The following is a 14,816-nucleotide window of genomic DNA, read 5'->3' as shown; positions in this document are numbered from 1 at the left end:
GCGAGCCTTCAGACTGGAGCGAGTTCGGTCGCGAGAAGGTCCGCGACCCGCTCGGCCGGGACGGCGACCAGGTCGGCGCGACCGGCGATGAGGAGTGTGGCCGCGTCGTCCGCGGTGGCAGCCCGGCGGACCAGCACCGCAGTCTTGTGGAGCCGGAGGCGGACGATTTCCGATACGCGCTGCTGCGCCACGAGGGCCTCGACGACGGCATTGCGGTCGGCCGGGTCGGCCGCGGCCGAGTCCACGATCACGATCGCCGCGGGATCGAGGACGTCGCTGCTCGAGGAGAGAAAGTCCTCGATTCCGTCCAACTCGGCCGGGGAACAGGCCCACACGGCGCGCGAGGTCGAGGCTTCGATGACGATCTCGCGCACCGTCCCGGGGCGCACTCGATCTGCCAGGTCGGGAATCGTCCACGCGTCTGGCTCAGTAGTGGTGGCGCTGCGGTCACCGACGTCATGTGGGTCGGCGCGCCGGCCGGCCGGTTGTGTGGCGTCGAGCGCGATCAGGCGCAACGGGCTGCGGGCCCCACCGGCGACTTCGACCTCGGACCGCAGGATGCTCGTTCCGGGCGCACCCAGCAGCTGGGTCAGTGCCTTGTTCGCGAAGTCGGGGTCCGAGCGCTGCAGTCGCCGGCGCCCGACCCGGCCGCTTCGAGTCAGGAAATGGACGGTGAACTGCGCCGGTGACATCTCGGCGTACTGACCGAAGTGTTCCCACCAGGACAGGCTGGGCCGTGCCGCGTCCTGGACCTTGCGCACGTCGGCACGACGCTCGGTCTCGTACTCCGCGAGGGCCTGAGCCAGGCTGAGGTCTCCGGCGGTGACGGCCTGAACCTTCTGTGCCAGGCACAGGGCATCCTCCATGGCCATCTTTGTGCCAGAGCCGACCGAGAAGTGAGCAGTGTGCGCGGCGTCGCCGAGAAGTACCGCCTTGTCATCCAGCCGCCAGTCGCGGGTCCGCACCGTGCGAAAGTTCGCCCACCGCGAGTTGTTGAGGATGAGGTGCCCGCCGTCGAGGTGCTCGGCGAACAAGTCCTGGAGGTAGCCGGCGCTGGCCGTGTCCGAGGCGCCCGGGGGCAGGCTGGTGTCGAACGCGTCGAGACCCGCGCGGCGCCAGGTGTCCTCGTCGGTCTCGACGACAAACGTGCTCGCCTTGTCGTTGTACGGGTACGCGTGCACGGCGAACCAACCATGCTCGTTCTGTTCGAACAGGAACGTCATCCCGTCGAAGACCTTGGTGGCACCGAACCAGATGAACTTCGCTGCGGCCGTGTCGACGCTGGAGCCGAGCTGATCGGCGCGGCTGGTGCGCCAGACGCTGTTGGCGCCGTTCGCGACCACGACGAGGTCGGCGTCGGAAAGCTCGGGCGCGCCCGGGCCGATCTCGGTGTTCCAGTGGGTCTTCGCCCCGGCATGCTCAGCGCGTGCCGAGAGTGAACGGAGCAGTTCGCGCCGTTCGATAGCCGCGAATCCGTTGCCCTCACACCGCCAGAGCTCGCCTTTGATGCGGATGTCGATACCGGGCCAGCGGGCCGCGCCGGTGAACAGCGAAGCGAATCCGTCGGGGTCCTGCTCGCGAAGGTTTCGCATAGTGGGTTCGCTGAAAACGACGCCGAATCCGTAGGTCACTTCGGGAGAGTTGCGTTCGTACACAGTGATGTCGGCCTCGGGTACCCGCTCGCCGACCAGACCTGCCAGATAGAGCCCGCCGGGACCCCCGCCGATGATGGTGATCTTCACGCTGAACCCTTCTGTGGTCGCCGTCACAGGAAATTGAAACATTTCATTGACGATCGGTCAAGGATTTGTTTCAATCAAAGGTGAGTCAGGTGACCCATCGCGCCTCCGGCGAACCGCAGACAGGACAACCGATGACCACTCAACACAGCACGGGAGCGAGCGAACGTTCCGCCCCTCGGGGCGCCACCGACGCGTCGCCGTCGGACACCCGGGTCGCGAGCGGCCCAGCAGCGGGCGGAGATACCGGAGATACCGGAGATACCGGAGATAGCAGCGTCGACCACTACCTGGCGATCGAGGCCTCGAGCGCTTCGCCCTTGTGGCGCTACTACGGCGAACTCTTCCGCAGCGAGCCCAAGAGCCGCGCGATCCCGTATTTGTGGGAGTACCAGCAGCTGCGCCCGCACATGATGCATTTCGCCGGTGCCTTGTCCCTGGAGGAGGCCGAGCGGCGCGTCCTGATGCTGGTCAACCCTGGCATGACGGAGCCGCCGGCCACCGTGAACTCGCTTTATGCCGGCATTCAGATCATCCTGCCCGGTGAGACAGCCCAGGCTCATCGGCACACCGCGAACGCCTTCCGGTTCATCATCGAAGGCGAAGGTGCCTATACCACCGTGAACGGCGAGCGCATCCACATGCGCCCGGGCGACCTGCTGTTGACCCCTGGTTGGCACTGGCACGACCACTGTCACGAAGGTGACGGGCCGATGATGTGGCTCGACGGCCTCGACTACCCCCTCACCAACGCACTCGAAGCCGGCTTCTTCGAGCTCTATCACGAACGGGTCCAGCCCTCGGCGACTCCTGACGACCTGTCCAGCCGCCAGTTCATCCACGGTCGGCTCAACCCCACCTGGCTTCACACCGACAGCCTCAACTCCCCGATCGGGAACTACCCATGGGCGGAGACGGCGAAGGCGCTCGCCGGGATCAGTGACGACGCCGTCGGCAGCCGGTTCGACGGCGTCATGCTCGAGTACACCAACCCGAATACCGGCGGCCCTGTGCTGCCGACGACCGCCTGCCGGATCTCCCGGCTGCGTCCGGGTTTCCGTGGTCTGCCGCATCGGCATACTTCAGCCACCATCTATCACGTGGTGGGCGGGGAAGGGCGAACCGAGGTCGACGGCGAGGTACTGAGTTGGGGGCCGAAGGACATCTTCGCGATCCCCGGCTGGGCGACCCACCGTCACCTCAACGGTTCCCGGTCGAATGAGGCGCTGCTGATGTCGTACACCAATGAGCCGGTCCTCCGGGCACTCGGGATGTTCCGCGAGGAAGCCGTCGATATCTGAACCAGGCGCGGTCAGCATGCTCGGTCACGGAGGGGCCGAGCATGCTGACCGGTCACCGGGCGCGTCCGAGCACCAGCGATGCCGGCCGCGGCGACCGCCTGGTCGCTCACCCGATCAGGCGGTCGCCGCGTCGCCCTCCGCCCCGACGATGTCCAGATAGAATCTCATCGCCTCGGGCCTGAGTGCCTCGAAGGCCTCGATGAACGCGTCGAACGTCGCGCCGGCGGGCCACTGCGGGGGAAGCAGCTCGGCCGGTAGACCGGGATCGCGGAACGGGAACTTGCGATAATCGTGGACGAGTTCGGTGCGGGCGACGAGCGCGTCTCGGCCATGCAACCTCGCGGACCTGTCGACGATGTGGTGGCAACGAGCGGTGAACGTGTGGTAGTCGGCGGCGAGCTGGTCGAGATCCCAGCTGGCCGCGGCACGTTCGGCGTCGCTGCGTGGGCCGCGGCCGCGCGCCTCGAACAGGTCATAGCGCGCCGTGGGTTCGGCGGCGAAAGCCTCTTCGGCGTCGGCGAAGCGGTCGTGCGGCGAGATCCAGATCGAGGAGGCGAGCTGCCCGAATCCCAGCCAGGCGAGCTTGGTTTTGAGCCGGGTGCGCACGGCTCGTTCCTTCTCCGGAACGCTGAAGGTGGCCACGACCCATCGTCCGTCCCATTGCTCGGTTTCCGGCCGGTGCATGATACGTGCCAAACCCTCGTCCAGCAGGTCCCATCCTTTGGCAGAGGGCGTGTAGACACTCGTTCGCCGTTCCCGCCTGACCTCGAACCAGCCCTCTCTGGCCAGTCTGGACATGACGACGCGCCCGGAGTCCGCGGCCACGTCGAAGCACTCCAACAGTGCGATCAGGTTTTGCAGGGAGATCTCACCGCCCGAGTCGCGGATATAGCCGCCGAACAGGTCGAAGACCACTGAACGTGCTTGCACAGGCGCCCCCTTTTTTTCCGGTTGCGGCCGACCGACTTCGAGCGGCCGCGCGACAGACAACGACTACATGCGCTCAGAAGCCTAGGAGCCGGTCCGCCGCGAGCAACTACCGACGGCTCCGATGATCGCGAGGTATCCCGTGCACCGGCACAAGTTTCCCTTCAGCCCGGACCGAATCTCGTCTTCTGTTGGGGTGGGGTTGGCGTCCAGCAGGGCCTTCGCCGACATCACCATGCCCGGCGTGCAGAACCCGCATTGCAGAGCTTGCATCGCACTGAACTTCTCCTGGATGGGGTGGAGTTCGCCGTCCGCGCTCAGCGATTCGATCGTCTCCACTGTGCGCCCGTCGACCTCGGCGGCCATCAAACAGCATGCCTTCACGGTCAATCCGTCGAGGGCGACAGTACATGCGCCACAGTTGCCGGTCTTGCAGCCGATGTGGGTGCCGGTCAGCCCCAGGTCGTCTCGCAGCATGCTGACCAAGGTGCGTCGCGGATCGATCGTGACCTCCACGGCCTCGCCGTTCACGACGGCATGCACGGTGTACTCGTTCATCACTTCTCCACTTCGGATGCCCTGGTCAGGGCAATATTCAGAACTCGACGGGACAGGACTCCCGCCATCGCGACGCGGTATTCGGCACTGGCCATGTGATCGGTGTAGGCGCCGGCACAAGCGTTACCGGCGAGGCTCTCGATGTCGGCATGCTGGGTGGTCTCGACCACCACGGGCTTCTCGAGGGCGCCTCCGATGCCCAAGGTAACCCGCTCGCCGGTCACCACCACCGCGACGTTCACCGTCGAGTAATTGCCTTGAACGCGGGAGAAGCGAAGGTAGGCCGCGCGCATGCCCGGCGGGGTCGCCGGCACGCTCACGTGGGTGATCACCTCATCGGGCCGCACCGCGGTGACCAACCGACTGTGCACCAACTCCCGGACGGGGACGCTGCGGGATCCCGCGGGGCCCCGCAGATGGACGGTCGCATCCAGGGCGGACATCACGGTTGCGTACTCCGCGCCCGGGTAGCCGTGCGCCAAAGAGCCGCCCACCGTTCCCCGGTTGCGCACCTGGACGTCGGCGATGAGCCCCGCTGCTTCGGCGAGCACCGGACACTGGGCACGCGCGGTGGGGTCGGCAGCGAGCCCGGCATGGGTGGTCGACGCGCCGATGCGCAGCACGCCCGCGGTCTCCGTGACACCGGCCAGACCCTCGACCTTGGCAAGGGACACCAGGCCGCCCGGTTCGCGGATACCCAGGTTGATCAATGGCAGCAGGCTCATCCCGCCTCCCAGCAGGACGTTGCCGGTTCCGTCGCCCAGCAACGCGATAGCGTCTTCGACGGAGGTCGGCGCATGGAACGCGAAGGTGTCGGTCAGCATCAGTTCACCTCTGTCGCGTCGGCGTGCACAACGCCGTCCGGGGTGCCGGCCCGGCCTGCTCCGCCGAGGACGGTGCCGTCGATTTCGCTGCGCGCGCCGCGCACCCCATTTCCAGGCCCGTTCGCTTTCGTCGCGGCTTGTATCGCGCCCCACACCCGGCTCGGTGTCAGTGGAAGGTGGTCGAGCTGGACCTGCGCGAGTGGTGCCAGGGCATTCTCGACGGCGGCGGTGATGGCGCCCGGTGGGCTGCCGACACCGGACTCGCCTACACCTTTGGTGCCCAGGGGAGTGAACGGCGAAGGAGTGGATTGGTGGGCGAGAGCGATGTCGTAGGCTTCTTTCGGGGTGGGCATCGTGTAGTCCATGAAGCTCCGAGTGATGGGCTGGGCCTGGTCGTCGTAGGCGATGAACTCGTGCAGCGTCGCCCCGATCCCTTGGGTGATGCCACCGTGCAGCTGCGCTTCTGCCAGCAGCGGGTTCACGATCGGGCCACAGTCATGGACCAGTGCGAACTTCTCTACCGAGACGACGCCCGTGGCGGGGTCGACTTCCACGATCGCTGCCGCCGCGGCGTTGGACCAGGTGGGGTATCCGTTGAACCGTCCGTCGACCTCCGGCTGGTGATACACGTTCCCGATCTTGAAACTCCGCGTGACGTCCAGACCGGGGTCGGTGCCGTTCATATGCCGGCCATGCGGGAACAGGTATACCTGTGTCGCCACATCATCGAAGGTGACTTGCCGGTCCGGTGCTCCCGCCACTGTGAACACGTCATCGGCGACGACCACATCCTCGTCCTGTGCGTCGAGCATCGACGCGGCCACCTTCATCATCTGGTTCTTGATCGTGAGCGCTGCGACGTGCGAAGCCGAGCCGCCGAGCATCAAGGAGCGAGAGGAGTAATTGCCCGAACCCATCGGGCACGACTCGGTGTCGCCCTGGACGACTCGGATGCGTTGTATGCGGCAACCGAGCGCGTCGGCGACGATCTGGGCGATGCCGGTCTCGTTTCCGGTGCCGGGTGAGGTAACCCCCGTCAGGACGGTCACGTCCCCGCCGGGACTGACCCTGACCGTGGTTGCCTCGTAGCCGGCGTAGAGACTGCCGGGCATGCAAAACCCTTCCGGGGTCAGCTCCTGGCCGAGGCCCAGCCCGAGGTAGCGGCCTTCCGCCAGGGCTGCGGCCTGGCGGGCGGGGAAGTTCTGGTAGTCGATCAGTTCGAGGAGCTTGTCCAGGGCGCCGGCGTAATTGCCGCTGTCCAGCGTGGCGCCGTTGGGATGGGTATACGGAAACTCCTCGGGCGCAATGAAATTGGCTCGTCGCACTGCGGCCGAGCTGATTCCGCCTGCTCGGGCGATATGTTCGATGATTCGGTCGAGGAAGAACGACGCCGCGTCCTTGCCATAGCCGCGGTAGGCCTGCCACGGCCCCTTGTTGGTGACCACAGCAAGCAGCTCGGTATCGAGGTTCTCGATCTTGTACGGCCCAGGTATGCACAGCCAGGTCACGTACGCCATCCCCCATCCGGCCAGGGCGATCGGCGCGCCTACGTCGGCTACCACCCGAGCACGTAAACCGGTGATCCGCCCGTCGGCATCGAAAGATGCCTTGTAGGTGCAAGAGACATCACGAGAATGACCGGCCGCGAGCAGGTGTTCCTGCCGGTCCTCGATCCAGCGCACCGGGGCTCCGACCCGCTTGCTGAGATAGCAGACCAAAACCTCTTCCTGGGTGGTCGGGCATTTGATGCCGAATGCTCCCCCCACATCCGGCTGGATCACGTGAACGGCAGACTCACGCGTCCGGAGTGCCTTGGCCAGATAGGTGCGCAGGACGTGCGGGGCCTGGGTCGCCGACCAGCAGGTTGTCCGCTTACGGTGCTTGTCCCACGAGGCGATCACACCGCGGGTCTCGATCGGCGATGCCTGGATCCGGGCCGAGCGCACTTCACCCTCGACTGTTCCGTGTGCGTTCGCGAACACCTCATCGAGGTTGCCCACCACCATGTTCTGCCGGATCAGTACGTTATCGGTCCAGCCCGGTTCCACCAGAGGTGCGTCCTGCGCCAGCGCCGCTGATGCGTCGGGGACCACGGGCAGCAGCTCGTAGCTGACCTCGATCAGGCCGACCGCGAATTTGGCGGTCTCCTCATCGGTGGCGACGACTGCGCAAACCGCCTCTCCGACATATCGTGCCCGCTCCACGCACAACGCGTACCAAGGGCTGTACTGCGCGCCGAGAGCGCGGGTATCGATAGCCTCTGGGATGGGGTCGGTGTCGGCGAGGATGTCCGCACCTGTGACGACAATCCGGACCCCCGGCACCGCCTCGGCGGCAGCTGTATCGATACCGCGGATTCTGGCGTTGGGATGGGGACTGCGCAGGACCGCCATGCTGAGTGACCCCGCTGGTGCCATATCGGCGATGTAAGTGCCGCCCCCGACGACCAGCCGGTCGTTGTTCGTCCCCTTGATGGCGGTTCCCACATAAGCCATGACAGTTCCTCTTCGAGCTCGGGCCTACTCCGCTATGATGTGTATCACAACTCGGGACGAACGTAAATATAAAGTTTCAATTTGGGCCCGCAGTGACACCACGCAAAGGGCTACCAGCCCAGAAACCGAACCCACAGGCATAGCCGCGAGCGCTTGTCGCGCATAGCCTCGACGCATCGCCGGGCTCACCCTGCCCTACCGCAGCGGCCCCATCGAGGGCGTGCCCGCGCAGGTACTCACGCCACCCACCCAGTTGCTCCGGCACCGCGCGGTTGCTGCCGTGCCTGATCGTCGGAGGCAGGCGCGGTCCGTTGTCCCTGACCGACCGCAGGGCGAAACCGTCTGTGACGCTGTTGCGTCCGGGCGGTCTCGGTGCTCTGGAGCGCGAACCCGGGCAGCGCGGCGAGTTGCCCCGCCGACACCGGTGGCACACCCGCGATGCCCTGCAAACTGGTCGCTGGTCAGCGCGCCGAATCGCGTCGCGTCCGCGGAGACGGATTCGAAGACGTTCGAACGCGAACGGCCCGGTCCCCGCCGTCGATAGTTCGACGCGGGCTCGGCCAGCGCAGCCGACGCGGTTCGTCGTTTCGGTCGCCGTGCGACGCTCAGCGCGGAGGCGGTCCCGCGGTGCGTGCACACAACGCGCTCAAGGTTTTACATAACTCGCGACAAACTCCGTGTCGACACCGATCGCCCCCGTATTGACCGAACCACCCGGAGCTCCCAGAGTGCTGTCCCGTCCCGGCAACGGTTCGGCGAAGAACCGGCGCGCATCGGCAACGAATTCCCGCTGCGCCTCGGGCACTCGTCGGTCCTGGCTGATGGCCTGCACTGGGCACACAGGTTCGCAGTTGCCGCAGTCGATGCATTCGATGGGGTTGATGTAGAGCTTGCGCCCGCCCTCGTAGATGCAGTCGACGGGGCACTCCTCCATGCATGAGCGGTCCATGACATCGATGCACGCCTCGGCGATGACATAGGGCATATCGATTCTTCTTTCTGCTCAGGCCGGGAGCGCTGTCGGCGCTGCGTCGGTGGAATGGCCAGGGAACACCGGCTGATCCGGATCGAGATAGTGGGCGGCATTGTTGACCGCGGTCGCGGCCTCGCCGAAACCGACCGCGATGAGCCGCACCTTGCCCGGGTAGTCGTTGATGTCACCGGCCGCGAATATGCCCGGGATCGTTGTTCGCATGGCCGAATCGACCGCTATGTGGCGGCGGTTTCGGATCTCGATGCCCCACTGAAGTAACGGGCCCAGATTCGCGGTGAATCCCAGCGCGGCAATTATTCGCTGGCACGGCACCGTCCGCACGGCGCCCCCGTCGATGGCGATCTCGATCGCGTCGATGCCGCCGTTGCCCAGTACTCGTCGAACCTCCGCGTTGGTCACTACCTCGACATCGGAAGTCCGCACGGCGGCCACGGTCGCGGGGTGAGCGCGGAAAGTGTCGCGACGGTGCACCAGCGTCACCGACCGCGCGATCGGGCGAAGGGCATGTGCCCAGTCGAAGGCGCTGTCGCCGCCACCCACGATGGTCACATCGGCATCGGCGTAGTCGTCGAGACGACGTACGAAGTAGGCCAGGCCGTTCCCTTCGTATTCAGCGGCGGCGGGCAGCGGACGTGGGGTGAAGGTACCGATGCCGCCGGTGACGATCACCGACTTCGTGTGCACTACTACACCTTCGGCGCTGGTGACCACGAATGACTGGGGGCCGTCGGCATTGTGCACCCGCTCGAGCCGTTCGGCCCGCTGCCCCAGCAGATACAGCGGGTTGAACGGGGCCGCCTGATGTACCAGCCGTTCCACCAGTTCCCGGCCGCGCACGGCCGGGAATCCGGCGATATCGAAGATCTCCTTCTCCGGATACATGGCGCTGATCTGACCGCCCGGTTCCGGCAGCGAATCCATGACCACGACCGAAAGCCCGCGGAATCCAGCGTAATACGCGGCGAACAGGCCTGTGGGCCCGCCGCCGACGATCAAAACATCGGCGTTGGCCGACCGATCTGCTGTTGCGGACATCAGTGCGCTCCTGCTCGAAAGTCGTTCGGTATCTGCCTGTCTCATCCGGGACGGCGCCGTCGGTCAGGTCCGCGGCGAGCCGTTCCTCAGCTGACCGGCCACCAGTCCCCGCAGCACATTCCGGCGTATCTTGCCGGTGGGCGTCTTCGGCAACTGTTCGAGCGCCACCACCGCACGGGGCCGTTTGAAGGACGCCAAGCCCTCCCGGCACCAGGCGATGAGGGCATCGGCGTCGACGGTGCGCCCGGGCTGGGCAACCACACACGCGACCGGTTTGTCCAGTCCCGCATCATCCGGTGCGGCGACCACGGCCACCTCGGCGACATCCGGATGTCGCAGCAGCCGCTCCTCCACCTCGGCGGGAGACACCCAGATACCACCGGCCTTGAGCATGTCGCCAAGGCGTCCGAGACAGCTGTAGCTGCCGTCCTCGTTGCGCACGTACATATCGCCGGTGCGCAGCCAAACTCCTTGGAACACCTGCCGTGTCGCCTCCGACCGGCACCAGTAACCGGTGGCGGTGGAGATGCCTCGCAGGTACAGCGCCCCGGGCACTCCGGCCGCCTCGATGACACGGTCGTCGTCATCGCGCAGCTGCACCTCGTAGCCGGGCACCGGCACTCCGGAAGATCCCGGCCGCACGCGACCACATTGGTTCGACAGGAAGATGTGCAACGCCTCGGTCGCCCCGATGCCGTCGAGCACTTCGACCCCGAACCTCGCTCCCATCCGTTCGAACAGGGCGGGCGGCAGCGCCTCACCCGCCGAGATACCCAGCCGCACGCCGGCGAAGGTGTCGTCGGGTACCTCGCTGGCAAGCAGCGAGGCAAAGAAGGTCGGCACTCCGAAGAACAGCGTGGGCCGCCCCGCCCGGATTCGCTCGGCGATCCCGGCCGGGGTCGGACGTGCTCGCTCGAGGATGGAGGTGGCGCCCACGGACAATGGAAGGAAACACGAGTTGCCGATACCGTAGGCGAAGAACAGCTTCGCCACCGACAGCACCCGGTCGTGTGGTTGGATTCCCAGTACTTGCGCGCCGTAGCTTTCGGCGACGGCCCGGATATTGCCATGTTGGTGCATGGCGGCCTTCGGCAGACCGGTGGTGCCCGACGTATAAAGCCACAAGGCGGGCGAGTCCGCCCACGTCTGGTATGCGGTGGACACCGGGACGGCGGCGGAGACCAGGTCGTCCCAGTGATGCACCGTGACCCGCGCGACCATCTCCTCGGGCTCACTGTCGAAGATCACATCTGTGACCTCCGGCGCCAGAGCGACAGCCGCGACTACCGTGGTCACGAATTCTTTCGAGGCACACAAGATCCGCGCCCGGGAATCGGCCAAGAGCTTTCCCAGATCGGTTCCGGTGAGCATGGTGGAGACCGGAACGGGGACGGCTCCCAGATAGATAGCCCCCAGAATTCCGGTCAGCAACTCCACATCGTCGGCCATACAGAGCATGACGCGCTCCTCCGGCCGTAGGCCGAGGGCGCGCAGCGCGCCGGCGACTCGGTGTACCTCCTGTGCCAGCTCCGCGTAGGTGAGTGTGCGCTGGGAGGTGACGACCGCGGTGCGGCCGCCGTACCCGTTTTCCAGGTGCCGGTCGACCAGATAATGGGCGGCATTGAACAGCTGCGGGTTCGACGACATTGTCGATATAGAGCTCATGACGAACTGCCTCAGACCAGATGGACGTATTCGTAGTCGAACGGTTTGCCGTTGATGCCATGCACGGGTGGGGCCACCCAGCCGGCGATCTTGCCCTGCTCGTAGACCGGTCGCATGAGTGACTGCACGAACGTGAGGTCTTCCTCGGTGGGCAGCCACTTATGTTGTGCCTGCGCCCAACTCGACGGGTCGAGAATGGTTCCGGTCGGGCTGATCCGGAATTCGGCATAGGTGCCGACAGCACGGTTGAATCCGACATGGGGGAGCCGGAAGCGGAATTCGATCCCGTGGTCGGCGAGGATCTTGTTCCACCGGTTGAGCCCGTTCTGACAGTCGGCGATGTACTCGCCGCGCAGATCCAGATTCAGTGCCAGCAACGCCGACAGCTCCTCCTGTCCCCACGTGCCATCGGCCCTGGGCACATCCATGAACACGCTGTCGTCGGTGAGCAAGTGATCGTCGGTGCGGCGCTCTTCCTGCCAGCGCCCCTTCAACCCGGCGGTGAAGTAGTTCGCGGCATTCGTCGAGGTGTCGCTGCCGAACAGGTCGAGGGAGACACTGTAGTGGAAGTTGATGTACTTCTGGATGATCTCCAGCGGAATCCCGCCGTATGCGGCGATGTCCAGGGTGTCGTGTTCGCGAATCAATTCTGCGCTGCGCGTGACCACCCGGTCCACGCCGGTGGTGCCCACGAACATGTGGTGGGCCTCTTCCTTGAGCATGAATTCGCATGTGCGCGAGAGTGGGTCGAACGCGCTCTCTTTCAACGTGCCCAACTGGTATTTGCCGTCACGGTCGGTGAAGTAGGTGAACATGTAGAACGCCAGCCAGTCCGCGGTCTGTTCATTGAACGCGCCGAGGATGCGTGGCGCGTCCGGGCTGCCGGAATTGCGGAAAAGCAGCGCCTCGGCCTCCTCGCGGCCCTCCTTGCCGAAGTAGGCGTGCAGCAGATACACCATGGCCCAGAGATGACGCCCCTCTTCGACATTTACCTGGAACAGGTTTCGCAGGTCGTACAGTGAAGGGGCGGTCAACCCGAGCAGGCGCTGCTGTTCGACCGAGGCGGGTTCGGTATCGCCCTGCACCACGATCAGTCGCTGTAGATCGGCACGGTATTCGCCGGGCACCTGCTGCCAGGCGGGCGCGCCCTTGTGCTCGCCGAAGGCGATGCGCCGATCTGCTTTGGGCTCGGCAAGGAATATGCCCCAGCGATATTGATCGAGCGCGACATGGCCGAAATGCGCCCAGCCCTCGCGACCGACCGAGATGGCCGTGCGCAGATAGACGTCGTTCGTCTCCAGTGTCGGGCCCATTTCGCCCCACCAGTTCAGGAATTTCGGCTGCCAGCCCTCCAGTGCGCGCTGCAGTCTCCGGTCCGAGGACAGATCGACATTGTTGGGGATCTTGTCCTCGTAGTTGATGGAGGTGGTCATGAGGGTTACACCCGCTTCCGATCGAAGACGGCCTTCTTGCCGGTGCCGTAGCGGCGTAGTGCGCCGTCGGCTCCGGAGGCGTTGGGCCGGATGAAGATCCAGTTCTGCCAGGCCGACAGGCGGCCGAAAATCTTGGTTTCCAGGGTTTCCGGGCCGACGAACCTGTGATTGGCCTCCATGCCGGTGCAGGCGTCCGGCGACAGGGCGGCCCGACTTTCGACGACGATTCGGATCTCGTCCTCCCAGTCGATGTCATCCGGCGCGGCGGTCACCAGACCGAGCTCATTGGCCTGGGCCGGTGTGAGTTTCGTTCCGATCTCTCGGTCGCGCAACCAATTCAGATGGTCGCTGTGCCCGTAGAAGCGCGATTCCAGTCGTGACAGCCCATTGCCCATCGGGAACACACCGAAATTTGCGGCGGAAAGGCGAAGGCTCGCCCGCACCTCGCTGTCCTCGTCGCCGGGCGGTGGGCCGTCGAGGATGTACTGCCGGTCGGCTGCGAATGCCAGTTCGGCGAGCATGCCGGTGTAGCAGCTGCCCGGCGTGAGCAGCGCGATAAGGCTGCGACTGGTGACATCGAGCCGCTTCAGCGTGCGCTTGAAGTACTGCACGATTTCGTTCGCCAGCCAATGGTTTCCGTCATCGCCCAACAGCAGGCGCTCGTAGCCGTCGACGATGTCGATGTCGCCGTGCGTCTGGAAAATCCAGGTGCCAATGCTGTTTTCGTTGGTGCGCAGGCGCAGGATCAGGTCGTCGAGCTGACGGGTCAGCGCCAGCGGCCAGAACTCCGCCCCCTGCTCGGCGGCCTCGACCATATCGGCGGGAGCCGGCGCAGTCGGCGCGTGCACCGTGATGCGCACGGCCGAGTTCCGCCGATCGAATTCGGCGGTCACATAGTCGTAGCTGATGAGGTTCGGGCCGGTCCGGCGGTTCAGCGGGGACAATTCGACGCCCCGGGCATCCGACGGCCGACCTGACCGCGATGCGAGGACCGCGGCCCGCTCGCGCACAGCCTGGTCGAACTGCCGTGGTGCGGTGAGTTCATCCACCAGCCCCCACTGCAGCGCGGTCTTCCCGCGAACACCGTCAGGGCGGGTGGCGAAGACATCGGCCAGATCCTTGCGCACGAGTCGCTTGTCCACCACGCGACTGAGCCCACCAGTGCCCGGCAACACCCCGAGCAGCGGGACCTCCGGCAGCGACACCGCTGAGGAGCGATCGTCGACAAGCATAATGTGGTCGCAGGCGAGTGCGATCTCGTAACCACCCCCGGCGCAAGACCCGTTGACAGCCGCCAGGTATGTCTGGCCGGAGAACGCGGTAGCGTCCTCCATCCCATTTCGGGTCTCGTTGGTGAACTTGCAGAAGTTCACCTTCCATTCGTGCGGCGAAGCCGCCAGCATGCCGATGTTCGCCCCGGCGCAGAAGACCTTCTCCTTGCCGCTGGTGATCACTACCGCCTTCACCTCGGGATGTTCGAACCGCAGTCGCTGTGTTGCGTCATAGAGTTCGATATCGACGCCCAAATCGTAGGAATTGAGCTTCAGCGTGTACCCGGGAACCACCCCGCCATCTTCGGCAACGTCCAGTACCAACCAGGCCACCTCACCCTCGAGGCGAAGGCTCCAGTGCCGGTAGCGATCGGGGTGGGTGTCGAACGAGACCTCCGGCACCTCGCTGGCGTCGACAACCTCTGGGGGCAAGGCCGCGGGCTCCCGCCCGGTGTCGGCAACTAGAGCCATGGCTCCTCCTTGTAGCGCCCGTCACATTATGGGCACACAAGATATGCTACGCAGAAATCACGTCTCTGCACGGATTTGTAGATAATTTGTGGCCCCGCGGAGT

At 65.5% G+C, this 14,816-nt stretch carries 11 protein-coding genes; 1 reads left to right on the top strand and 10 read right to left on the bottom strand.

Annotation, left to right across the window (positions count from 1 at the left end; translation table 11 throughout):
* Nucleotides 1-8: 8 nt before the first annotated feature.
* Nucleotides 9-1,742 (bottom strand): FAD-dependent monooxygenase, encoded by a 1,734-nt coding sequence (locus ACT89H_RS06430; RefSeq protein WP_445107578.1) that lies wholly within the window; start codon nucleotides 1,740-1,742, stop codon nucleotides 9-11.
* A gap of 131 nt (nucleotides 1,743-1,873) precedes the next feature.
* Between ACT89H_RS06430 and ACT89H_RS06425 the strand changes: the two genes are divergently transcribed.
* Nucleotides 1,874-3,040 (top strand): cupin domain-containing protein, encoded by a 1,167-nt coding sequence (locus tag ACT89H_RS06425; RefSeq protein WP_445107577.1) that lies wholly within the window; start codon nucleotides 1,874-1,876, stop codon nucleotides 3,038-3,040.
* A gap of 114 nt (nucleotides 3,041-3,154) precedes the next feature.
* Here the strand turns inward: ACT89H_RS06425 and ACT89H_RS06420 are convergent, their stop codons facing one another.
* The 9 genes from ACT89H_RS06420 to boxC all read right to left on the bottom strand — a co-directional run bounded on the left by ACT89H_RS06420 (nucleotide 3,155) and on the right by boxC (nucleotide 14,713).
* Nucleotides 3,155-3,970, bottom strand: coding sequence for a PaaX family transcriptional regulator (locus tag ACT89H_RS06420; protein ID WP_445107576.1), 816 nt, complete (start codon nucleotides 3,968-3,970; stop codon nucleotides 3,155-3,157).
* An 81-nt stretch (nucleotides 3,971-4,051) separates the two neighbouring features.
* On the bottom strand, nucleotides 4,052-4,525 hold the full coding sequence (locus ACT89H_RS06415) for a (2Fe-2S)-binding protein (protein WP_445107575.1): 474 nt from the start codon (nucleotides 4,523-4,525) through the stop codon (nucleotides 4,052-4,054).
* Complete coding sequence (locus tag ACT89H_RS06410) at nucleotides 4,525-5,349, bottom strand: FAD binding domain-containing protein (protein WP_445107574.1); 825 nt, start codon at nucleotides 5,347-5,349, stop codon at nucleotides 4,525-4,527. The genes ACT89H_RS06415 and ACT89H_RS06410 overlap by 1 nt, the downstream gene beginning before the upstream one ends.
* Nucleotides 5,349-7,844: a xanthine dehydrogenase family protein molybdopterin-binding subunit gene (locus ACT89H_RS06405; RefSeq protein WP_445107573.1), complete on the bottom strand. Its 2,496-nt coding sequence runs from the start codon at nucleotides 7,842-7,844 to the stop codon at nucleotides 5,349-5,351. Before ACT89H_RS06405 ends, ACT89H_RS06410 begins: the two co-directional genes overlap by 1 nt.
* A gap of 646 nt (nucleotides 7,845-8,490) precedes the next feature.
* Nucleotides 8,491-8,829 carry a ferredoxin gene (gene fdxA / locus ACT89H_RS06400; protein ID WP_445107572.1) on the bottom strand — a complete coding sequence of 113 codons (339 nt, stop codon included), beginning with the start codon at nucleotides 8,827-8,829 and terminating at the stop codon, nucleotides 8,491-8,493.
* An 18-nt stretch (nucleotides 8,830-8,847) separates the two neighbouring features.
* Nucleotides 8,848-9,873: an NAD(P)/FAD-dependent oxidoreductase gene (locus ACT89H_RS06395; RefSeq protein WP_445107571.1), complete on the bottom strand. Its 1,026-nt coding sequence runs from the start codon at nucleotides 9,871-9,873 to the stop codon at nucleotides 8,848-8,850.
* Nucleotides 9,874-9,936: 63 nt separating this feature from the next.
* Nucleotides 9,937-11,520 (bottom strand): benzoate-CoA ligase family protein, encoded by a 1,584-nt coding sequence (locus tag ACT89H_RS06390; RefSeq protein WP_445107570.1) that lies wholly within the window; start codon nucleotides 11,518-11,520, stop codon nucleotides 9,937-9,939.
* A gap of 29 nt (nucleotides 11,521-11,549) precedes the next feature.
* On the bottom strand, nucleotides 11,550-12,971 hold the full coding sequence (gene boxB / locus ACT89H_RS06385) for a benzoyl-CoA 2,3-epoxidase subunit BoxB (protein WP_445107569.1): 1,422 nt from the start codon (nucleotides 12,969-12,971) through the stop codon (nucleotides 11,550-11,552).
* Between the two features lie 5 nt (nucleotides 12,972-12,976).
* Nucleotides 12,977-14,713, bottom strand: a complete 1,737-nt coding sequence (gene boxC / locus ACT89H_RS06380) for a 2,3-epoxybenzoyl-CoA dihydrolase (protein WP_445107568.1) — start codon at nucleotides 14,711-14,713, stop codon at nucleotides 12,977-12,979.
* Between the last annotated feature and the right edge of the window lie 103 nt (nucleotides 14,714-14,816).

Source organism: Nocardia aegles (genome assembly GCF_052545135.1).
Note: the sequence above shows the minus strand (reverse complement) of the source record. Positions and strands in the feature narration are given on the sequence as shown.

Excerpts from the sequence above, each read along its gene's own strand:
- ACT89H_RS06395 (WP_445107571.1), bottom strand. The coding sequence starts at position 9,873 with ATGTCCGCAACAGCAGATCGGTCGGCCAACGCCGATGTTTTGATCGTC.
- boxC (WP_445107568.1), bottom strand. The coding sequence starts at position 14,713 with ATGGCTCTAGTTGCCGACACCGGGCGGGAGCCCGCGGCCTTGCCCCCA.
- fdxA (WP_445107572.1), bottom strand. The coding sequence starts at position 8,829 with ATGCCCTATGTCATCGCCGAGGCGTGCATCGATGTCATGGACCGCTCA.
- ACT89H_RS06405 (WP_445107573.1), bottom strand. The coding sequence starts at position 7,844 with ATGGCTTATGTGGGAACCGCCATCAAGGGGACGAACAACGACCGGCTG.
- ACT89H_RS06425 (WP_445107577.1), top strand. The coding sequence starts at position 1,874 with ATGACCACTCAACACAGCACGGGAGCGAGCGAACGTTCCGCCCCTCGG.
- boxB (WP_445107569.1), bottom strand. The coding sequence starts at position 12,971 with ATGACCACCTCCATCAACTACGAGGACAAGATCCCCAACAATGTCGAT.
- ACT89H_RS06390 (WP_445107570.1), bottom strand. The coding sequence starts at position 11,520 with ATGTCGTCGAACCCGCAGCTGTTCAATGCCGCCCATTATCTGGTCGAC.
- ACT89H_RS06415 (WP_445107575.1), bottom strand. The coding sequence starts at position 4,525 with ATGAACGAGTACACCGTGCATGCCGTCGTGAACGGCGAGGCCGTGGAG.
- ACT89H_RS06410 (WP_445107574.1), bottom strand. The coding sequence starts at position 5,349 with ATGCTGACCGACACCTTCGCGTTCCATGCGCCGACCTCCGTCGAAGAC.